The organism is Mesorhizobium sp. M1423, assembly GCF_040317575.1.
Lineage (GTDB): Bacteria > Pseudomonadota > Alphaproteobacteria > Rhizobiales > Rhizobiaceae > Mesorhizobium.
In genome coordinates, this window is record NZ_JAMYKU010000021.1 from 12,532 (window position 1) to 32,369 (window position 19,838).

General features: G+C 62.4%; 18 protein-coding genes and 1 riboswitch. Of the genes, 10 read left to right on the forward strand and 8 right to left on the reverse strand.

Annotation, left to right across the window (positions count from 1 at the left end; genetic code table 11):
* Window positions 1-97: 97 nt before the first annotated feature.
* Together NKG95_RS23815 and NKG95_RS23820 are read left to right on the forward strand one after the other, a co-directional pair.
* Window positions 98-736, forward strand: coding sequence for an acyl-homoserine-lactone synthase (locus NKG95_RS23815; RefSeq protein ID WP_353042721.1), 639 nt, complete (start codon window positions 98-100; stop codon window positions 734-736).
* Between the two features lie 15 nt (window positions 737-751).
* On the forward strand, window positions 752-1,501 hold the full coding sequence (locus NKG95_RS23820; RefSeq protein ID WP_353042722.1) for an enoyl-CoA hydratase-related protein: 750 nt from the start codon (window positions 752-754) through the stop codon (window positions 1,499-1,501).
* 24 nt (window positions 1,502-1,525) lie between these two features.
* Here the strand turns inward: NKG95_RS23820 and ppk2 are convergent, their stop codons facing one another.
* Window positions 1,526-2,428 carry a polyphosphate kinase 2 gene (ppk2, locus tag NKG95_RS23825; protein ID WP_353042723.1) on the reverse strand — a complete coding sequence of 301 codons (903 nt, stop codon included), beginning with the start codon at window positions 2,426-2,428 and terminating at the stop codon, window positions 1,526-1,528.
* Window positions 2,429-2,642: 214 nt separating this feature from the next.
* On the opposite strand from ppk2, the gene NKG95_RS23830 reads away from it, so the two are divergent.
* The 3 genes from NKG95_RS23830 to NKG95_RS23840 all read left to right on the forward strand — a co-directional run bounded on the left by NKG95_RS23830 (window position 2,643) and on the right by NKG95_RS23840 (window position 5,949).
* A complete protein-coding gene (locus NKG95_RS23830) occupies window positions 2,643-3,908 on the forward strand; it encodes an ATP-binding protein (protein ID WP_353042724.1) in 1,266 nt (421 codons plus the stop codon).
* A gap of 114 nt (window positions 3,909-4,022) precedes the next feature.
* Entirely contained in the window at window positions 4,023-4,748 is a 726-nt protein-coding gene (gene phoU / locus NKG95_RS23835; RefSeq protein ID WP_352526793.1) for a phosphate signaling complex protein PhoU, read from the forward strand.
* 193 nt (window positions 4,749-4,941) lie between these two features.
* A complete protein-coding gene (locus NKG95_RS23840; protein ID WP_352861740.1) occupies window positions 4,942-5,949 on the forward strand; it encodes a magnesium and cobalt transport protein CorA in 1,008 nt (335 codons plus the stop codon).
* Window positions 5,950-6,051: 102 nt separating this feature from the next.
* Here the strand turns inward: NKG95_RS23840 and NKG95_RS23845 are convergent, their stop codons facing one another.
* A complete protein-coding gene (locus NKG95_RS23845; protein WP_023719497.1) occupies window positions 6,052-6,576 on the reverse strand; it encodes a GcrA family cell cycle regulator in 525 nt (174 codons plus the stop codon).
* Between the two features lie 354 nt (window positions 6,577-6,930).
* On the opposite strand from NKG95_RS23845, the gene NKG95_RS23850 reads away from it, so the two are divergent.
* The 3 genes from NKG95_RS23850 to NKG95_RS23860 all read left to right on the forward strand — a co-directional run bounded on the left by NKG95_RS23850 (window position 6,931) and on the right by NKG95_RS23860 (window position 10,184).
* A complete protein-coding gene (locus NKG95_RS23850; RefSeq protein WP_023719496.1) occupies window positions 6,931-8,130 on the forward strand; it encodes an aspartate aminotransferase family protein in 1,200 nt (399 codons plus the stop codon).
* A gap of 14 nt (window positions 8,131-8,144) precedes the next feature.
* Entirely contained in the window at window positions 8,145-9,056 is a 912-nt protein-coding gene (gene argF, locus NKG95_RS23855) for an ornithine carbamoyltransferase (RefSeq protein WP_031194171.1), read from the forward strand.
* A 117-nt stretch (window positions 9,057-9,173) separates the two neighbouring features.
* Complete coding sequence (locus tag NKG95_RS23860; protein ID WP_023719494.1) at window positions 9,174-10,184, forward strand: Hsp33 family molecular chaperone; 1,011 nt, start codon at window positions 9,174-9,176, stop codon at window positions 10,182-10,184.
* Window positions 10,185-10,260: 76 nt separating this feature from the next.
* Here NKG95_RS23860 and apaG read toward each other — a convergent pair whose 3' ends face one another.
* Window positions 10,261-10,653, reverse strand: a complete 393-nt coding sequence (apaG, locus tag NKG95_RS23865) for a Co2+/Mg2+ efflux facilitator ApaG/CorD (RefSeq protein ID WP_254816331.1) — start codon at window positions 10,651-10,653, stop codon at window positions 10,261-10,263.
* Window positions 10,654-10,880: 227 nt separating this feature from the next.
* Between apaG and NKG95_RS23870 the strand changes: the two genes are divergently transcribed.
* Window positions 10,881-12,035: a ceramide glucosyltransferase gene (locus NKG95_RS23870; RefSeq protein WP_353042725.1), complete on the forward strand. Its 1,155-nt coding sequence runs from the start codon at window positions 10,881-10,883 to the stop codon at window positions 12,033-12,035.
* 35 nt (window positions 12,036-12,070) lie between these two features.
* Here the strand turns inward: NKG95_RS23870 and NKG95_RS23875 are convergent, their stop codons facing one another.
* Window positions 12,071-13,261 carry an O-succinylhomoserine sulfhydrylase gene (locus tag NKG95_RS23875; protein WP_352790956.1) on the reverse strand — a complete coding sequence of 397 codons (1,191 nt, stop codon included), beginning with the start codon at window positions 13,259-13,261 and terminating at the stop codon, window positions 12,071-12,073.
* A 70-nt stretch (window positions 13,262-13,331) separates the two neighbouring features.
* Window positions 13,332-13,409: riboswitch (SAM riboswitch) on the reverse strand.
* Between the two features lie 143 nt (window positions 13,410-13,552).
* On the opposite strand from NKG95_RS23875, the gene NKG95_RS23880 reads away from it, so the two are divergent.
* Window positions 13,553-14,647 carry a 2'-deoxycytidine 5'-triphosphate deaminase gene (locus tag NKG95_RS23880; protein ID WP_353042726.1) on the forward strand — a complete coding sequence of 365 codons (1,095 nt, stop codon included), beginning with the start codon at window positions 13,553-13,555 and terminating at the stop codon, window positions 14,645-14,647.
* A gap of 29 nt (window positions 14,648-14,676) precedes the next feature.
* Here the strand turns inward: NKG95_RS23880 and araD1 are convergent, their stop codons facing one another.
* The 4 genes from araD1 to chvE all read right to left on the reverse strand — a co-directional run bounded on the left by araD1 (window position 14,677) and on the right by chvE (window position 19,838).
* Window positions 14,677-15,669: an AraD1 family protein gene (araD1, locus tag NKG95_RS23885; RefSeq protein ID WP_023719489.1), complete on the reverse strand. Its 993-nt coding sequence runs from the start codon at window positions 15,667-15,669 to the stop codon at window positions 14,677-14,679.
* A gap of 183 nt (window positions 15,670-15,852) precedes the next feature.
* Window positions 15,853-17,145 carry a multiple monosaccharide ABC transporter permease gene (mmsB, locus tag NKG95_RS23890; protein WP_353042727.1) on the reverse strand — a complete coding sequence of 431 codons (1,293 nt, stop codon included), beginning with the start codon at window positions 17,143-17,145 and terminating at the stop codon, window positions 15,853-15,855.
* Complete coding sequence (gene mmsA / locus NKG95_RS23895; RefSeq protein WP_352776082.1) at window positions 17,142-18,674, reverse strand: multiple monosaccharide ABC transporter ATP-binding protein; 1,533 nt, start codon at window positions 18,672-18,674, stop codon at window positions 17,142-17,144. Before mmsA ends, mmsB begins: the two co-directional genes overlap by 4 nt.
* A gap of 99 nt (window positions 18,675-18,773) precedes the next feature.
* On the reverse strand, window positions 18,774-19,838 hold the full coding sequence (gene chvE / locus NKG95_RS23900) for a multiple monosaccharide ABC transporter substrate-binding protein (RefSeq protein WP_352526805.1): 1,065 nt from the start codon (window positions 19,836-19,838) through the stop codon (window positions 18,774-18,776).

A 19,838-nucleotide genomic window follows, 5' to 3' on the forward strand; every position in this document is an offset into this window, starting at 1 on the left:
CTCGGCCGTGCCGGCCTAGAAATTCTTGCCTACGTGATCGCGTAATTTTCTCGGGACAGCCCGGCCGTATCTTCCTATTGAACCTAGGAGACGGCAAATGCTTTTTTCCCTTACCACACAGGAACTTATGGAACGTCCCGACCTTTGGGAGGCCGTTCATCGGTTGCGCTACAAAATTTTCGTCGAGGAGATGGGATGGACCGATCTGCAGCGCCCCGATGGCCTCGAGATCGATCAGTTCGACCACGACGAGGCGGTGCATCAGCTCGTCATCCGCAATGGCGAGCTCGCCGGTTACCAGCGGATGTTGCCGACCACCCGGGCGCATCTTCTGACCGAGGTGCTGGCGGACCTATATGAAGGGACGCCACCGTCGGGCCCGAACGTCTGGGAACTGACCCGCTATGCGGTGGCGCCGGGCTTTCGTGACGGCAAGCGCGGCGTCTCGACGGTCGGCACCGAGCTGATCGCCGGCTTCGTCGAGTGGGGGCTGAAGCGGAACATCAACCAGGTGATCATCGAGTTCGAGCCCATGTGGGTGCTTCGCGCGCTGCAGCTGCATTTCCTGGCCACGCCGCTTGGCTACCAGCGCACCTATGGCGACCAGCAGGTCGTCGCCACACTGCTCACCTTCAACGAGCATACGCTTGGGGTGGTGCGTTCGCGTCGCAGTCATTTCGCGCCGGTGCTGGCCAGGGGATATCCCGACAGGCTCGGAATGAGGCAGGCCTCGTGAGAATTGGAGACAGCCATGAACATCCACCCGCAAACAGAGTTTCGGAATCATACACTGATTGTCACGGTGTCGTCGGATGACGGCCGTCCGGTGCTGGACGGGCGAGCCTATGAAAGCCTGGCCAAGATATTCCACGAAGCCGCAATCGACGATGATGTGCGCGTCGTGGCGCTGCGCGGCCTCGCCGGCTGCTTCTGCCTCGGCGGCGATTTTTCCGAATTCCTCGACGCCACCAAGCATCAACGATTGATCGCCGCCGTAACCGACATGTTCCGCACGTTGGCGACGTTCCCGAAACCGGTCCTTGCCTGTGTCGACGGCGACGCCGTCGGCGTCGGCTGCACCATCCTGTTCCACTGCGACATGGTGATTGCCTCGAGCAAGAGCACGTTCCGGGTGCCGTTCGTCGATTTCGGCTTGGTGCCGGACGCGGCGACCAGCATCCTGGCGCCGCAGAAGCTCGGCTATGCCGGTGCGTTCCGCTTCTTCTGCCTGGGCGACACGCTTGCCGCCGAAGATGCCAGGGCACTCGGCCTTGTCGGCGAGATCGTGACGGACGGCAGCGTCGAGGAAGCCACGTTGGCCAGAGCCAGGCAGCTCGCCAAGAAGCCTGTCGCGGCGCTGTTGCAGACGCGCGACCTGCTTAGGGGCGACACCGGCGCGCTCTGCGACCGCATTGACCAGGAGATCTCGCTTTTCCAGCAGGCGCTGCAGGACGACACCACGCTGAAGCGGCTGCAGCGGATTGCCCGGCTGGCGGCATGAGAGCCGCGTATCGATGAGGTGAGCTTATTTTTCGAGGAAAGTCGGCCCTTCGCCGATGATCTTCTTGTCCTCCTTGCCGACGATCTCGAGGTCGCGGCCGTCATAGGGCAGCGTCAGGAGAATGCGCTGCATGACGGCCAGCCGCGCGCGCCGTTTGTCGTTCGCCCGCACAATGATCCAGGGCGCGAACTCCTTGTGCGTGCGTTCGACCATCAGGTCGCGCGCCTTGGTGTAGTCGTCCCATTTGGTGATGCCGGCGATGTCGATCGGTGAAAACTTCCAGTTCTTCAGCGGGCTCCAGCGACGATCGTGAAATCGCTCGAGCTGCGTTTCCCTGCCGATGTCCAGCCAGAATTTGAAGAAATAGATGCCCTCGTTGCGGATCATCCGTTCGAAATGCGGAACCTCGTCCAGAAACTGCTCGTGCTGCTCGGGCGTGCAGAATCCCATCACCGGTTCAACGCCGGCGCGGTTGTACCAGGAGCGGTCGAAGGTGACGAATTCGCCCGACGTCGGGAAGTGGTCGACGTAGCGCTGGAAGTACCATTGTCCAAGCTCGGTGGGTGTTGGCTTGGTCAGCGCCACGTTGCGCGCCGTGCGAGGGTTCAGATACTGGCGCAAAACGAAGATCGTGCCGCCCTTGCCGGCGGCGTCGCGTCCCTCGAACAGCGAGATCACCCGCTTGCCTGTCGACTGCAGCCATGCCTGCGCCTTAACCAGCTCGATCTGCAGTTGCTCTAGCCTCTCCTCATACCCCTCGCTCTTCATCTTCTTGTCGTAGGGATAGCCGCCGGCGGTCAGCTTGCGGTCCTCGACCCAGTCGGGAAGCGTCGGGGCCTCGATGTCGAACTCCCGCTCCTTGCCGTCGATTGCGATCTTCAGTGGTCCCGATGAGGGTGCAGCGGGGTCTTCCTTGGCGTTTTTCATCGAGACGAACCTTTCCAGCTTCCGGACTCATGCTATTGGGAGCCTTACTGCATCGGCCCGAAAATCGGAATCGATTTTCGGAAAGAACGATGCAGCAGATCAAAAGTGGTAGAGCGTCCTTTGTGCGTCCAATTGGACGCACGGCGCTCTAGCGCCGGTCCAGCAGGAAGTTCTTGAACCTGCCGGCCGACGGAGCGCAGGCGACGGAGCGCAAATGGCCGACATCGGCACAGAGCGGAAAAGCAAGGCGCAAGCCGTTGCTATGCGGCTGTGGAACACCCGCTGGCTACTGGCGGCCGGCTTGCTCGCGGTTCTGATGGTCTATGGTTTTGCCGGCATGTCCGGCTATGTGGTGCTGCTGGCAGGCGCCGTACTGGTTGCCGCGGCGATGCTGCCGGCCGGCGTCGCGCGTCAATCCACCGAAAGCGCCGCAGCCATCGAGGCGAGCGGCCTGCAACGGCTTTCCGGCGAATATCTCGCGGCGGCGGTTGCCGATCCGCTGATCATTTTCGATCGCTCCGCCACCATCGTCCATGCCAACGCCGCCGCCTTTGCCGCCTTCGGCGGGATTGCCCCCGGCATGTCGCTGTCGCTGAAATTCCGCGCGCCGGAAATGCAGGCCTTGCTCGACAGCATCCTGTCGGGCAACGTCGCCTCGGACAGCGTCGACTACATCGAAAAGCTGCCGGTCGAACGAGCCTATCGGGTGAGTGCGTCTTCTGTCGGCCACGCCACGGATCTCTACGTGCTGGTGTTCAAGGACCAGAGCGAAGCGCGCCGGATCGACAGGATGCGCGCCGACTTCATTGCCAATGCCAGCCATGAGCTGCGCACCCCTCTCGCCTCGATCGCCGGCTTCATCGAGACGCTGCGCGGGCCGGCCCGCAACGACCCTGCGGCACGCGAGCAGTTCCTGCAGATCATGCAGAACCAGACCAGCCGCATGGCGCGCCTCATCGACGACCTTCTGTCGCTGTCACGCCTGGAGATGAAGCCCTATCTCAAGCCGGGAACCGAGGTCGATCTGCGCCAGGCCATCGACAGCGTCATCGATTCGCTTGGGCCGCTGGCCAAGGAAAACGGCGTCGTCATCGAGCGGGATTTCGCGCAAGGGCCGCTCGACGTGCCCGGCGATCGCGACGAGCTTTTCCAGGTTTTTGAAAACCTGCTAGAAAACGCCTGCAAATACGGTCAGTCCGGTGGACGCGTCGTGGTGTCGATCACGCGCGGCGACAGCGATCCCGAGCCGGGCATCGACGTCACCATCAGGGATTTCGGCCCCGGCATCCCCGAAGAACACATCCCGCGCATCACCGAGCGCTTCTACCGTGTCGATGTCGAGAACAGCCGGACCCAGAAGGGCACCGGCCTTGGCCTGTCCATCGTCAAGCATATCCTGACGCGCCACAACGCCAGGCTCTCCATCAGGTCGGAGGTCGGCAAGGGTGCGGCGTTCTCGGTTCATTTGCCGGCTCGCTGACACGGTACTATGTAACACATGATGGGTCGTTTCTTTTTTCTGTCATCCGGCTAGCGTATCAGCGGGGATTCGAGCGAACGACTCAACAAGGATATCCCGGGAAGGCATTCGTCCATGCAGTCCGTGCACATCGTCAGCGCCTATGACGAGGAGCTGAAATATCTGTCGAAGCGCATCGCGGCGATGGGCGGGCATGCCGAGCGCATGGTCGAGCAGGCAGTAGCGGCGCTGGTCAATGCGGATCCTGGGCTTGCCCAGAAAGTCATTCGAGACGACCTGGTTCTGGATGAGGGGCAGCGCGAGATCGACGACAAGGCGATCATCATCATCGCCAAGCGCCAGCCGATGGCGACGGATTTGCGCGAGATCGTCGGAGCGATCCGCATCTCGGCGGACCTCGAACGGGTAGGCGACCTCGGCAAGAACATCGCCAAGCGGGTGGTTGCCGTCGCCGACGGGCGCCAGCCGAACAGCCTGTTCCGCGGCCTCGAGGCTTTGGCCAATCTGGCACTGACCCAGCTCAAGGAAGTGCTCGACGTCTATGCGTCGCGCTCGGTAGAGAAAATCGGTTTCGTGCGCGATCGCGACGACCAGATCGATGCCATGTACACCTCGCTGTTTCGCGAGTTGCTGACCTACATGATGGAAGACCCACGCAACATCACGCCCTGCACGCATCTCCTGTTTTGCGCCAAGAACATCGAGCGCATCGGCGACCACGCCACCAACATCGCCGAGACGATCTACTATATCGTCACCGGCGATCAGATGCCGGCCGATCGCCCGAAGGGCGACAAGACGGACAAGATCATTCTTCCCGCAACGCTGCCTGCGAAGTGAGTTCTCGAAACCAAGCGTGGTGGCCGCGCTGGATTCGCGGCTTGGTGGAGTGGCTCTCAAATCAGAAAAGCAGCTCCCCTGCTGCTCGACACTGATGCGAATTTCGGATTCGCCACCTGAGAGAAAATTGCGCTAAGCTTTGACGCGCCGACTTCTCAGTTCCGCGATGAAGGCCTGCCTTCAGGAGGCTGCGATGGAATATGTCCGCGAGTTTGCTCCTGCGCCGCCGATGTCGGGCATAATCGCTTGCAGCGTCTATACAGCTGGGCGGCGCATCGCCGACATACCCATCGAGGAAGCCGGCGAATGGGCTGGGAAGCCGGGCCATGTCGTCTGGATCGGACTGCTGGAGCCCGACCGCAATTTGTTGCTTCGCGTCCAGGCGCAATTCCATCTGCATGAGCTGGCGATTGAGGACGCCGAGCATCCGCACCAACGGCCGAAGATCGAGCAATATGGCGATGCCCTGTTCATCGTTGCCCGCACGGCGCAGTTGATCGACAGCCGTGTCACCTTCGGCGAGACGCATCTGTTCGTCGGCGCCGGCTACATCGTCAGCGTCAGGCATGGCCCGTCGACCTCCTACGCCGCCGTTCGCCAGCATTGGGAAAGCTGTCCGCATTCCCTCGCCAAGGGCGAGGATTTCGTCCTCTACGCCATTCTCGATTTCATCGTCGACAACTACATGCCGGTGCTCGAGCAGATCGAAAACGAGGTCGAGGCGATCGAGGACAAGGTTCTGCTGAAACCGATGACCGGCTCCGACATCGAGCGGCTTTACATGCTGCGCCGCGATCTCTTGCGCCTGCGTAATGCGGCCCTGCCGCTGGTGGAGGTCTGCCGGCGGCTGACCAGCGCCGATCTGCCGCAAATTCATACAGCCATGCACCCGCTGTTTCGCGACGTCACCGACCACATCCGCACTGTCCAGGAAAAGATCGACAGCCTGCGTGAGGTTCTCGCCTTCGCCTTCGAGGCGAGCCTTCTGGTCGGTCAGAGCCAGGAGACGGCGATCTCCAAGAAGCTTGCCTCATGGGCCGCCATCTTGGCCGTGCCGACAGCATTCGCCGGCATCTACGGCATGAATTTCAGCGACATGCCGGAACTGAGGATGGAATATGGCTACCCGGCCGTACTGGCGGCAATCGCCCTGATCTGCACGGTTCTCTACTGGCGGTTTCGCAAGAACGGGTGGTTGTGAATAGTGAATAGTAAATGGTGAATAGTTAAAATCAGTTCACATGTCGGGCTTCGGCCCGGATATCCATTCACCATTCACCATTCACCATTCACCATTCACCATTCACCTGCTCCGCCGCCGCTCCGAAGCCGGCTGGAACGCCACGCGGGCGTGGTACTTGCAGTAGGGCCCGGTTTCGGCGGCGTCGTTGCCGCAGAAATGGAAGTCTTCGGAAAGCGGATCGCCATTCGGCCATTTGCAGGTGCGCTCGTTCAGCTCGACGAGTTGCAGATGCCGGGAGATCGGCACGACGACGTTTTCGACCGGGCGGATATAGTGGCGCGACACCGGTTCGGCATCGAACTGCGCCTTGAGCGCGGTCGCACCGATCGACATCGACGTGGTGGCATGGCGCGTGGCGCTTGCTGCCCGCGACACCGATTTCTGGATCGTCGATCCCTGTACCGTCTTCTTCTGGCGTGCCGGTGATGCGGTTGTGCGTCCGCGGCCGGACAGTTTCAGCCGGTGCACTTTGCCGATGACCGCATTGCGGCTGACCCCACCAAGCTGTGCGGCGATCTGGCTGGCGCTGAGACCCTCCGACCACAATTTTCTGAGAAGTTCGACTCGCTCGTCAGTCCAGTTCATGAGACCGCGCTCCTGCTGAAAAGTGCGGCAATCGGAATCCATTCCCGACCCGGCTTCTGCCGGGCAGACACCACATATATCGGGTGATTAGGTCCGCCGCACGAAATCTAGTTATTTCTCTACTACAATTACCTTATGCGCTGACTCGGTGACAAGAGTCCCAAGGCCAACACGAATCGGTTTTTTCGGTTTTCCCCAACTTGCCCGGTCGCTTATGAGCCGGCATTGTGCTGGGGGGCTTGCCGCACGTCCTTGCGCGACCTTTTCGTTGACTTCACGGCCGAAAAACACGATAAGCCACAAGGGCCGCCGCTTTGGCGGCTTTTTGATTTTCCGGTTCCGGAGACGCATATAATGAGCGGTTCGGCGCTTTTCGAGACCTTTGTTCGCGCACCCCTGGCTTTCGACCACGGTGAAGGCACCTGGCTGGTCACCGACAAGGGCGAGCGATATCTCGATTTCGCAGGCGGCATCGCCGTGAATTCATTGGGCTACAGCCATCCGCATCTGGTCGCGGCCCTCACTGAACAGGCCGCCAAGCTCTGGCACGTCTCCAATCTGTACGAGATTCCGGGACAGAGCCGGCTCGGCGAGCGGCTGGCCGACGCCAGCTTCGCCGACAAGGTGTTCTTCACCAATTCCGGCGCAGAGGCGCTTGAATGCGCCATCAAGACGGCGCGGCGCTATCACTTCGTCAAGGGCCATCCCGAGCGCTTCCGCACCATCAGCTTCGAAGGCGCCTTCCATGGCCGCACCCTGGCGACCATCGCCGCCGGCGGCCAGTACAAATATCTGGAAGGTTTCGGCCCCAAGGTCGACGGCTTCGACCAAGTCGGCTTCGACGACATCGACGCCGCCGAAAAGGCGATCACGCCTGAAACCGCGGCGATCCTGATCGAGCCGGTGCAAGGTGAGGGCGGCATCAGGCAAGTGCCGTCGCAATCGCTGAAGCGGCTCAGGCAGCTCTGCGATCAGCACGGACTGCTCTTGATTTTCGACGAGGTCCAATGCGGCGTCGGCCGCACCGGAAAGCTGTTCGCGCATGAGTGGGCGGGTGTCACACCCGACCTCATGGCGGTGGCCAAGGGCATCGGCGGCGGCTTCCCGATGGGCGCCTGCCTCGCCACCGACGAGGCAGCGGCCGGCATGACCGCCGGCGTGCACGGCACCACCTTCGGCGGCAATCCGCTGGCCATGGCGGTCGGCAACGCCGTGCTCGACGTGGTGCTGGAAGACGGCTTTCTCGATGACGTCCGGCGCAAGGCGCTGCTCTTGAAACAGGGGCTGGCCGGTGTCGCCGACGAATTTCCGGACGTTATCGAAAGCATCAGGGGCACCGGCCTGATGCTCGGCCTTAAATGCGCGATGCCCAACACCAAGGTTACGGTGGCACTGCGCGACCAGCATCTCTTGACGGTTCCGGCCGGCGACAACGTTATCCGTCTGCTGCCGCCTCTCACCGTCACCGATGCCGAGATCCACGAGGGGCTCGAGCGCATTCGTGCCGGCGCCAAGAGCCTGGCGGATGCCATCGTCGCTGCCGCCGCGAAGTAATCCTGGAATTCCTGATGTCCCTTCGCCACTTCACCGATCTTTCCGCCGTTTCCGAAGGCGATCTGCGCTTCATGCTCGACGACGCAGCTGTGCGAAAGGCGAGGCTCAAGGCCGGCGAACGCACCAAGCCGCTCGAAGGCAAGGTGCTGGCGATGATCTTCGACAAGCCCTCGACGCGCACGCGCGTGTCATTCGACGTCGGCATGCGGCAGTTGGGTGGCGAGACGATCATGCTGACTGGCACCGAGATGCAACTTGGCCGTTCCGAGACTATTGCAGACACGGCCAAGGTGCTGTCGCGCTATGTCGATGCCATCATGATCCGCACCACCTCGCATGACCGGCTGCTGGAACTGACGGAAAACGCTACGGTGCCCGTCATCAACGGGCTGACCGACGAAACCCATCCCTGCCAGTTGATGGCCGACATCATGACCTTCGAAGAGCACCGCGGTCCGGTGGCCGGCAAGACGATCGCCTGGACCGGCGACGGCAATAATGTCCTGCATTCTTTACTGGAGGCCTCTGCGCGGTTCCGCTTCAAGCTGAACGTCGCCGTGCCCGAAGGCAGCGAACCGGCTCAGAGGCATGTCGACTGGTCGAAGGCCAATGGCGGCAAGCTGAAATTCACTCGTTCGCCCGAGGAGGCCGTTCACGAGGCCGACTGCATCGTCACCGACTGCTGGGTCTCGATGGGTCAGGAGCACCGTGCGCGCGGCCACAATGTCTTCTTGCCCTATCAGGTCAACGCGGCCCTGATGGCGAAAGCCAAGCCGGACGCGCTGTTCATGCACTGTCTGCCGGCGCATCGCGGTGAGGAGGTTACCGACGAGGTCATCGATGGGCCGCATTCGGTGGTGTTCGACGAGGCCGAGAACCGGCTCCACGCCCAGAAGGCGGTTTTGGCCTGGTGCCTGGGCGCTTGATCCGGGCCGCCTTGATCCGGGAGTTCGTGGTGCCTATCTCAGGCGCATCACGCAAATCGAGCGCGTCTCGTCGCATGCGCCCCGGAGGGCGGCATCGCCGCGCCCCGGAGCTTTGTCATGTTGGAAACTCGTCAATTGGCTGAACATCAACCCAAGCTCGGCGAGTTCGGCTACGCCGGCGACGACCATGTCGTGCCGTTTGAGGTCGGCCCGCTCGACGTGCGCGGCCGTACCGTCCAGCTCGGGCCGATGCTCGACGCTATTCTCAGCCGCCACGAGTATCCCGAGCCGGTGGCACGACTACTGGCCGAAGCCTGTGTGCTGACCGTCCTGCTCGGAACTTCGTTGAAGTTCGAGGGCAAGTTCATTCTGCAGACCCGCACCGACGGGCCGGTCGATATGCTGGTCGCGGATTTCTCCACGCCGCACGCGCTGCGCGCCTATGCCCGCTTCGATGCCGACCGGCTGGAGGCTTTGACGGCTGCCGGCGAGACGTCGCCGCAGACGCTGCTCGGCAGCGGCGTCCTGGCGCTGACAATCGACCAGGGCGCCCACACGCAACGCTACCAGGGCATCGTCCAGCTCGACGGCGTCACGCTGGAAGAAGCCGCACGCACCTATTTCCGCCAATCGGAGCAGATTCCGACCGACCTACGGCTTTCGGTGGCCAAGCTTCTGACGCCCGGCGTCGGCGGTGCCCGCGAGCAATGGCGCGCCGGTGGCCTGCTGGCACAATTCCTGCCGCAGTCGCCGGAACGCATGCGCGTACCCGACCTTCCCGGAGGCGACGGCGATCCGCGTGAGGAAATCCACGACCCGACCGACAATTCCTGGCAGGAACTGCTGGCGCTGCTTGGTACCATTGAACCGACCGAGCTGATCGATCCGACTATCGGCGCCGAGCGGCTGCTTTACCGGCTGTTCCACGAGCATGGTGTCCGCGTCTTCGGCGGCGTGCCGGTCGCCGACCAGTGCTCATGCTCGAGGGAGAAGATCCGCGGCATCCTCGAGGGTTTTTCCGCCGAGGAGATCAGAGACAGCACCGAGGATGGTAGCATTCACGTCGCCTGCGAATTCTGCTCGAAGCAATATGACTTCGACCCGGCGGAATTTGCAGCGGCTCAATAACGAGCGTCAGTGCGGCTGCCTTCGCAGAACTTGGGTTCCTCGCCCCGCAAGGCGGGAAGAGGAATCAAAGTGAACGTCAATTGACGGTGCGCCGCGTGCCTGGCAAATCGAGTGAGAAGGCGGGGATGGCGACGTCGAAGGTCTCGCCCCGCTTGTTGCGCATTGTGTAGTGCCCGACCATGATGCCGGACGGGGTCGAGAGCGGGCATCCAGACGTATACTGATAGCTGTCGCCGGGGTTGAGTCCCGGTTGCTCGCCGACGACCCCGGGGCCGCGCACTTCCTCGACCTTGCCGGTGCCGTCGGTAATGTGCCAGTAGCGCGACAGAAGCTGCACGAACTCGTCCGACTGATTGTCGATGGTCACCTGGTAGCCCCAGACATAGCGGTTTTGCGGCGGGTCGGAGTGATCCTCCAGATAGAACGGCCTGACCTGCACTTCGATGTTGCGGGTGACGGCGCTGTACATAAACTGCTCCAAAGCAATGTAGATGGAACTTTCGACGCTCAGCGCAGTTTGATCAACGATGCGCGTCATCTCCTTGCCCGACTCAAGCGCAGGTGCCGAAAAACAATGTCATTTAAGTGACACATGACAATGATGGTGTGCAGGCTTGTGCCGGGCGACTCGGTGTTCTGTCGAATTGTTGAAAACGGCCGTCAGGCGGCCGGCATTTCTGGAGTGACCAGATCTCGATGGAACCGACATTCGCAGCCGCCCTCTTTTCCATAGCTCTCCTTCTTTCAAATCTCGCCAGCATCCTGTTAGCTTCGCTGAAGCTGAAGCGAGCAGCCAGGATCGCATCGCCCGCCGCCACCGTGCTACCGGTATCGATCGTCGTCCCGGCGCGCGGCGTCGAGCCGTTTACCGAGGAGACGCTGGAGCGCGCCTTCTCACTCGACTGGCCGCGCTACGAACTCATCTTCTGCGTCGCCCATGCCGACGACCCCGTGGTCAAGTCGATCACCGCTGCAATGGCGCGTTTTCCGGCTATACGCGCCCGGCTGCTCGTCGGCGACGACCGCATCAGCGGCAATCCGAAACTCAACAATTGCGTGAAGGGTTGGGAAGCGGCGCTTTATCGCTGGGTCATCCTTGCCGATTCCAACGTGCTTATGCCGAGCGATTATGTCCAGCAGCTGATGGCGGCATGGCGGCCCGACACCGGCCTCGTCTGCTCGACGCCGATCGGCTCGCGGCCTGAAGGGTTTTGGGGGGAGGTCGAATGCGCCTTTCTCAACACGCTGCAGGCACGCTGGCAGTACGCTGGAGAGGCGCTCGGCCTTGGCTTCGCCCAGGGCAAGAGCATGTTGTGGAACAAGCCGATGCTTGACGCCAATGGCGGCATCCGCGCACTGGCCGCCGAGATTGCCGAGGACGCCGCCGCGACCAAGCTGGTCAACCGGCTCGGACTGCGCGTCAATCTTGTCGCTTCGCCCTTCGAACAGCCGCTCGGCCGGCGCACGCTTGGCGAGATCTGGTCTCGGCAGGCGCGTTGGGCGCGGCTGCGCCGCGTCACCTTCGCGCTGTTCTTCGCCCCCGAGATCCTGATCGGAGCGGCGCCGCCGCTGGTGCTTGCGCTGATCGCGGCGGCTGACGCCGGCGTCAGCCTGCCGGCAACCGCCATCGCCGTGCTGGTCGCGGCCTACCTGCCGGAATGTGCCCTGGCCTGGGTCAAAGGATGGCACCTGTCGCTGCGCACCATCCTGGCGATGATGGTTCGCGACTGCATGCTGCCGGCGATATGGGCGCGCGGCTGGCTGAGCGGCGCCGTCGACTGGCGCGGCAACGTTATGACCATCCAGACCAAGGCCGTCGCGGAGCTGGAAGAGACCCCGTCCGGCGCCTGACCGGCGCGTCCCCGCTCACCTCTGTTCGGTCAGCCCTATCCGGCGGCTCTCAGCGCTTGCTCGATGTCTTCGAGCAGATCGTCGGTATCTTCCAGGCCGACGGAAAGCCTGAGCGTGCCCGGCCCGATACCGAGCTCGGCGCGGGCCTCATCGGTCAAGTTCTTGTGCGTGGTCGTCGCCGGATGAGTGATCAGGCTCTTGGCGTCGCCGAGATTGTTGGAAATCAGCACGATGTCGAGCGCGTTCTGGAAAGCAAAGGCCGCCTGCTTGCCGCCCTTCACATCCAGGCAGATCAGCGTTGAGCCGCCTGACATCTGTTTCTTGACCACGGCCGCTTGCGGGTGGTCGGCACGGCCGGGATAGATGACGCGGGCGATTTGCGGGCGCTCGGCGAGGAAATCCGCGATGCGGCCGGCACTTTCCGTCTGCTGGCGTACGCGCAGCGGCAGCGTCTCCAGGCCTTTCAGCAGGGTCCAGGCATTGAAGGGCGAGAGGCTGGGGCCGGTGTGGCGGAAATAGTCATGCAGGTTCTCGTCGATCCATTTTTTGTCCGACAAGATAACGCCTCCAAGGCAGCGCCCTTGGCCGTCAATATGCTTGGTGGCCGAATAGACGACGATATGGGCGCCGAGCTGCAAGGGTTTCTGCTGCAAGGGCGTGGCGAAGACATTGTCGACGATCAGCCTGGCGCCGATCGAGTTGGCAAGTGCCGCGACGGCGGCGATGTCGACCACCTCCAGCGTTGGGTTGGTCGGGCTTTCCAGGAAGAACAGTTTGGTGTTCGGCTTGACCGCCTGTTCCCAATTGGCGATGTCAGTGCCATCGACCAGCGTTGCCTCGATGCCGTATTTCGGCGCCAGCGTCTCGACCACCCAGCGGCAGGAGCCGAACAATGCGCGCGCCGCCACGATATGGTCGCCCGCCTTGGCGCTGCACAGCAATGCTGCCGTCACCGCCGCCATGCCGGACGCCGTGGCGCGCGCGTCCTCGGCGCCTTCCAGCGCGCACATACGCTTTTCGAACATGTCGACCGTCGGATTGGCATAGCGCGAATAGATGAAGCCCGGCTCCTCACCCTTGAAGCGCGCTTCCGCTGCTTGCGCCGTCTCGTAGACATAGCCTTGGGTGAGATACATCGCCTCAGAGGTCTCGCCGAAGCCGGAACGCAGCGTCCCGGCATGCACGAGTGCGGTCTGAGGCTTCCAGTCGCGCTTCTTGGTCATCATTCTATCCAAACACCAAAAATGGTCCAAACAACAAAAAACCGGTCGCGAAAGTCGCAACCGGTCCATATGGCCTTGCGGCCCGACGGTCCTTTAGCGACTTATTTAACGTGGCTGCAAGCCGACCGGCCAAATCACCACGGGATAACGAGCTTTAGACCCGCACCACGCTTGCGTCAATTGCCGGCATGATTAAGACGGTTGTACCAAGCAGGTGCCAAAGGCGTCCACGGTTTGTGGCAAGGACCTGCGACGAAACAAGACCTCGCCCGGTGTTCGAACGGAGCCAGACCCTTGCGGCAGACAGGCATTCTTCCCGATCGGGATATTTCCGCGCTGTTCCAGACGGGCGCGCTGAAATCGCCGCGCGCGCTCGATGCCGACCAGATCCAGCCGGCCAGCCTTGACCTCAGGCTCGGTGACAAGGCCTGGCGCGTGCGTGCTTCCTTCTTGCCCGGCCCGGACCACAGAGTTGTCGACAAGCTCGACCGGCTGAAGCTGCACGAGATCAACCTCGCCGAAGGTGCCGTGCTCGAAACCGGCTGCGTCTACATCGTGCCACTGCTGGAAAGCCTGGCGCTGCCCGCGCATATTTCGGCTTCGGCCAACCCGAAGAGCTCGACGGGGCGGCTCGACATCTTCACTCGGGTAATGACCGACCGCGGCCACGAGTTCGACAAGATGGCCGCCGGCTATGAAGGCCCGCTCTATCTGGAGGTCAGCCCGCGCACCTTCCCGATCGTCGTGCGCACCGGCTCGCGGCTGTCGCAGATCAGGTTCCGCACCGGCAATGCGCTCTTGTCGGAAAGCGAACTGCACGACCTGCATCGCGCCGAGATGCTGGTCGCCACCGAGCCACCCAACATCTCAGGCGGCGGCATCGCGCTGTCGATCGACCTCGACGGCGACAAGGACGGGCTGGTCGGCTACCGCGGCAAGCACCACACCGGCCTGGTCGACGTCGACAAGCGCGCCGCGCAGGATGTCGTCGATTTCTGGGAGCCGCTCTACAAGAGCGGTGCCGGCGAGCTGGTGCTCGATCCGGACGAATTCTATATTCTGGTGTCGCGCGAGGCGGTGCATGTGCCGCCGCTCTACGCCGCCGAAATGACGCCTTTCGACCCGCTGGTCGGCGAGTTCCGCGTCCATTATGCCGGTTTCTTCGACCCGGGTTTTGGCCATTCGGCGTCGGGCGGCACCGGCAGCCGGGCGGTGCTCGAGGTGCGTAGCCACGAAGTGCCGTTCATCCTCGACCACGGCCAGATCGTTGGACGGCTGGTCTACGAGCACATGCTGAAACGGCCGCAGGCACTCTACGGCACCGATCTCGGCTCCAACTATCAGGCGCAGGGCCTAAAACTGTCCAAGCATTTCCGCGCCGCGCGCTGAGCTTCCCCTTACTTGCGGCCTATGCCGGCTCAAAGCGCCTTCACCGCGACCTTCACCGGCTGCTCGATTTCGAGCGGGTTGCGCAGCGGCAGGCCGAAATCCTGCGCCTCGATTTCGAACACGTCGCCAGCCTCCGTCCTGATGCCGTCAGCGAAGGACAGCGTCGCCGTGCCGAACATGTGCACATGCACGTCGCCCGGCTGGCGGAAGGCCGAGTATTTGAAGTGGTGATGCTCGAGATTGCCAATGGTGTGCGACATGTTCGCCTCGCCCGACAGGAACGGCTTTTCCCAAAGCAGCTTGCCGTGGCGCAGGATGCGTGAAGCGCCGCGGATATCGGATGGCAAATCGCCGATCAGGATCTCCGGCCCGAACGAGGCGTTGCGCAGTTTCGAATGGGCGAGGAAGAGATAATTCACGCGCTCGGTGACGTGGTCGGAAAACTCGTTCGACAGCGTGAAGCCGACGCGGAACGGGGCGCCGTCGTCGCCGATCACATAGATTCCGGCGATTTCCGGCTCCTCGCCGGCATCCTGGGCGAAGGCGGGCGACATGAGCGCCGCGCCGGGCGCCACTGCCATGGTACCGTTACCCTTGTAGAACCATTCGGGCTGCACGCCGATCTGGCCCTTCGCCGGCTTGCCGCCCTCCAGCCCCATGCGGAACATCTTCATGGAATCGGTCAGCTGTTCCTCGCCGCCATCGCTGAGCTTCTTGTGCATGGAATCGCGGGTCGCGGCGGAGCCGAGATGCGTCAGCCCGGTGCCGGTGAGATGGAGATGCGCCGGATCGGGATGGTTGATCGGCGACAGCAGCCGTCCCTTCTTGTAGGCTGCGTCGAGATCGACGGTTTCGCCGAAGCCCTTGCGCTCGATCAGGGCGACAAGCCCGGTGCCGGTGCGCGCGGCTTCCATCGCCAGCGAATAGACGCTGCGAGCGCCGTTGATGACGCGGGTCTTGCCGCCGTTGCGGGCAACGACGCGGATCGTCTCGGCGTCGTCGAGGATCTGTGAGATCAGCATGGTAACCCTCTCTGAATTGCGGCCTGCCTTCTTGGCAAACCCTGCCCGGCGCGGCTCGGACCCTGTCCACGCCGCGGTTGAAATTCTTCGTCCGGATTGCGCTCGCGGGTCAGGTCCCTCGGGGGACTTCTTCGCGCCGCCCGGCAGCGCCGCGATGTGACCCGTATGCCTCCTGGTTGCCTCTCAAGCCTTGTTCTTGTTGTAGACGTCGAAGACGACGGCGCCGAGCAGCACCAGGCCTTTGACCACCTGCTGCCAATCGACATTGACGCCCATGATCGACATGCCGTTGTTCATGACGCCCATGATGAAACCGCCGACCACCGCGCCGATGACCTGGCCGACGCCGCCCATCGCCGAAGCGCCACCAATGAACACCGCGGCGATGACGTCGAGTTCGCTGCCGAGGCCCGCCGCCGGCACCGCCTGCCCCAGGCGCGCCGCGATAATCAGGCCGCCGAGTGCCGACAGCACGCCCATGTTGATGAACACCATCAACGTCAGCCGTTCGGTCTTGATGCCCGATAGCTGCGCTGCCTTGGCATTGCCGCCCATCGCATAGATGCGGCGGCCGATCGTCATGCGTTTGGTAACGAAGACGAACAACGCGATCAGCACGCCCATCACCATGAGAACGATGGGCAGGCCCCTATAGGTGGCGAATTGGTAGACCAGAAACAGCGCCAGCCCGCTGATCACCAGGGTCTTGACGACGAACAGCGAGAAAGGCTCGGCTTCGTAGCCATGCCGCTCGCGGGTGCGCCGCGCCCTGAGCCCGAAATAGGCATAGGCGAGCACGGCGGCGAGGCCGATCACGATAGTCGTCAGGTGCAGCGTCAGGCCGCTGCCGACAATGGTTTTGCCGGCGGCGTTCACGGTCGGTGGTATCAGCGTCAATGGGCCGATCAGGTCCGGAATGAAGCCGGAACTCAGCGCCTTGAAGCCGACTGGAAGCGGCCCCACGGAAGACCCGCCACCCAGCAGCGCCTGGCAGATGCCGCGGAAGATCAGCATGCCCGCCAGCGTGACGATGAAGCTCGGTATTCGGTGATAGGCAATCCAGTAGCCTTGTGCCGCGCCGATTGCGCCGCCCACGATCAGGCAGATGATCGACACTACCAGCGGATTGCTCAAAGGGCCGAGCGGCCAGATGACCATCATCATCGCCGCCAGCGCGCCGATGAAGCCGGCGACGGAGCCGACGCTGAGATCGATATGGCCAGAGACGATCACCAAAAGCATGCCCAGTGCCATCACGATGATGAAGCTGTTCTGCTGCACCAGGTTGCTCAGGTTCACCGGCTTGAACAGCGTTCCGGACGTCGTGAACTGGAAGAACACCATGATGGCTATCAGCGCCAGGATCAGGCCGTATTCGCGCAGATTGGTGACCAGCGCCGAGACGGCAATGCGAGGTGTCTGTTGTAGGTCCTGGGCGACGCCGCTCTGCGGCCCGGGAGCGCTTTCAGTGCTCATGATGCTTTTCCTTCTCCGCGGACGATGGCGCGCATGATCTTTTCCTGACTTGCGTCGGCCGCGGCCATTTCTCCCACGATGCGCCCTTCATTCATGACGTAGATGCGATCGGTGATGCCGAGCAGTTCGGGCATTTCCGACGAGATGACGATGATCGCCTTACCCTCGGAGGCGAGACGCGCGATGATCGTATAGATTTCATACTTGGCGCCGACATCGATGCCGCGCGTCGGCTCGTCGAGGATCAGTACTTCCGGATTGGCGAACAGCCATTTCGACAGCACCACCTTCTGCTGGTTGCCGCCAGAAAGATTGCCGGTCATCTGGTAGACGCTCGAGGCCCGGATATTGGTCCTGCCGCGATAATCATTGGCGACCGAAAGCTCGCGCAAATCGTCGATCACGCCATGGCGCGACACGCCGGGCAGGTTGGCCAGCGTGATGTTGTGCTTGATATGGTCGATCAAGTTGAGACCGTAGGTCTTGCGGTCCTCCGTAACATAGGCGATGCCGTGTTCCACCGCCTTGCTCACCGAGGAAACATCGATCGGCTTGCCGTTAAGGAACACCTCGCCGGTGATGCGGCGGCCATAGGACCGGCCGAACAGGCTCATGGCAAACTCGGTCCGGCCGGCGCCCATGAGCCCGGCAATGCCGACCACCTCGCCCTTCCGAACGTTGAGGTTGATGCCCTTGATGACCTGCCGCTCGGCATGGATGGGGTGGTAGACCGACCAGTTCTTCACTTCAAGCACGGTCTCGCCGATCTTCGGCTCGCGCGGCGGATAGCGGTCGTCGAGCGAGCGGCCGACCATCGAGGTGATGATGCGGTCCTCCGAGATGTCCTTCTTGGCCAGCGTCTCGATGGTCCGCCCGTCGCGGATGATGGTGACTTTGTCGGCGACCCGGTTCACCTCGTTGAGCTTGTGCGAGATCAGGATCGAAGTGATGCCCTGCCGCTTGAATTCGAGCAGCAGATCGAGCAGCGCCTGGCTGTCCTTTTCGGACAGGCTCGCCGTCGGCTCGTCGAGAATGAGCAACTTCACTTCCTTGCTGAGCGCCTTGGCGATCTCGACCAGCTGCTGCTTGCCGACGCCGATATTGGTGATCAGCGTGTTGGGGTCTTCCTTGAGGCCGACCTTCTTGAGCAGGGCGCTGGTGCGCGTCTCGCTGGCGTTCCAGTCGATGACGCCGTATCTGGCCTGCTCGTTGCCGAGAAAGATGTTTTCGGCGATCGACAGCATCGGCACCAGCGCAAGCTCCTGGTGGATGATGACGATGCCCTTGCGCTCGCTGTCATGGATGCCTTTGAAATGGCACTCATCGCCGCGATAAATGATCTGGCCGTCATAGGTGCCGGACGGATACACGCCCGACAGCACCTTCATCAGCGTCGACTTGCCGGCGCCGTTCTCGCCGACCACGGCATGGATCTCGCCTTCCTCGACCATCAGCTTGACGTTCGACAGCGCCTTGACGCCGGGAAACGTCTTGGTGATGTCGCGCATCTCCAAAATCGTCGATGCCATTGAGAATACCACTCCTGCGAGGTCCGCAAACAATACCGGGCTGGCTCGCCAACGAAAAGGGGCCCTGCCTGCGCAGGACCCCAGGCTTTGTAACCGCGATTACTTCAGTTCTTCGGCCTTGATGTAGCCGGAGTCGACCACCAGTGCCTGGTAGTTCGACTTGTCGACCTCATGCGGCGTCAGCAGGATCGAGGGAACGACCTTGACGTCGTTGTTGTAGGTCTTGGTGTCGAGGCCTTCCGGCTTGCCGCCCGAGAGCACCTTGTCGACGAGCTCGACCGTCGACTTGGCGAGTTCGCGGGTGTCCTTGAACACGGTCGAGTACTGTTCGCCGGCGATGATCGCCTTGACCGAAGCGGTCTCGGCGTCCTGGCCGGTGACAACAGGCCACGGCTGATCGGCAGTGCCGTAACCGACGGCGCGCAAGGAGGCGATGATGCCGCGCGACAGGCCGTCATAGGGCGAGAGCACGCCATCGACGCGGCTGCCGTCCGAGTAGTTGGCGGAGAGCAGGTTGTCCATGCGGGCCTGGGCCGTCGCCGCCAGCCAGCGCAGCGTGCCGACCTTGTCCATGCCCATCTGGCCGGACTTCACGACGAGGGTCTTGTCGTCGATCAGCGGCTGGAGAACCGACATGGCGCCGTTATAGAAGAAGAAGGCATTGTTGTCGTCCGGCGAACCGCCGAACAGCTCGATGTTGAACGGACCCTTCTTCTCGGGATAGCCGAGGCCCTTGAGCAGCGATTTGGCCTGAATGACGCCGACGCCGAAATTGTCGAATGTGGTGTAGTAGTCGACATTCCCGGTCTTCTTGATCAGGCGGTCATAGGCGACGACGACGACGCCGGCGTCAGCCGCCTTCTGCAGTGCGTCCGACAAGGTCGTGCCGTCGATCGAGGCGATGATCAGCGCCTTCGGGCCCTTGGTGATTTCGTTTTCCAGCTGGCTGAGCTGGTTTGGAATGTCGTCCTGCGCGTATTGTAGGTCGACGGTGTAGCCGAGAGCCTCGAGCTGGGACTTGACGGCGTCGCCGTCATTGATCCAGCGCTGCGAGGTCTTGGTCGGCATCAGCACGCCGACCAGACCTTCGCCTGCCTGCGCAGGCAGCGTCATGGCCGCGATGCCAAGGGCCGCCACGGCGGCCAGTGTCTTGATGATCTTCAC

Coding starts and splice junctions, on each gene's coding strand:
- NKG95_RS23815 (WP_353042721.1), top strand. CDS start 98: ATGCTTTTTTCCCTTACCACACAGGAACTTATGGAACGTCCCGACCTT.
- NKG95_RS23820 (WP_353042722.1), top strand. CDS start 752: ATGAACATCCACCCGCAAACAGAGTTTCGGAATCATACACTGATTGTC.
- ppk2 (WP_353042723.1), bottom strand. CDS start 2,428: ATGAAAAACGCCAAGGAAGACCCCGCTGCACCCTCATCGGGACCACTG.
- NKG95_RS23830 (WP_353042724.1), top strand. CDS start 2,643: ATGGCCGACATCGGCACAGAGCGGAAAAGCAAGGCGCAAGCCGTTGCT.
- phoU (WP_352526793.1), top strand. CDS start 4,023: ATGCAGTCCGTGCACATCGTCAGCGCCTATGACGAGGAGCTGAAATAT.
- NKG95_RS23840 (WP_352861740.1), top strand. CDS start 4,942: ATGGAATATGTCCGCGAGTTTGCTCCTGCGCCGCCGATGTCGGGCATA.
- NKG95_RS23845 (WP_023719497.1), bottom strand. CDS start 6,576: ATGAACTGGACTGACGAGCGAGTCGAACTTCTCAGAAAATTGTGGTCG.
- NKG95_RS23850 (WP_023719496.1), top strand. CDS start 6,931: ATGAGCGGTTCGGCGCTTTTCGAGACCTTTGTTCGCGCACCCCTGGCT.
- argF (WP_031194171.1), top strand. CDS start 8,145: ATGTCCCTTCGCCACTTCACCGATCTTTCCGCCGTTTCCGAAGGCGAT.
- NKG95_RS23860 (WP_023719494.1), top strand. CDS start 9,174: ATGTTGGAAACTCGTCAATTGGCTGAACATCAACCCAAGCTCGGCGAG.
- apaG (WP_254816331.1), bottom strand. CDS start 10,653: ATGTACAGCGCCGTCACCCGCAACATCGAAGTGCAGGTCAGGCCGTTC.
- NKG95_RS23870 (WP_353042725.1), top strand. CDS start 10,881: ATGGAACCGACATTCGCAGCCGCCCTCTTTTCCATAGCTCTCCTTCTT.
- NKG95_RS23875 (WP_352790956.1), bottom strand. CDS start 13,261: ATGATGACCAAGAAGCGCGACTGGAAGCCTCAGACCGCACTCGTGCAT.
- araD1 (WP_023719489.1), bottom strand. CDS start 15,669: ATGCTGATCTCACAGATCCTCGACGACGCCGAGACGATCCGCGTCGTT.
- mmsB (WP_353042727.1), bottom strand. CDS start 17,145: ATGAGCACTGAAAGCGCTCCCGGGCCGCAGAGCGGCGTCGCCCAGGAC.
- mmsA (WP_352776082.1), bottom strand. CDS start 18,674: ATGGCATCGACGATTTTGGAGATGCGCGACATCACCAAGACGTTTCCC.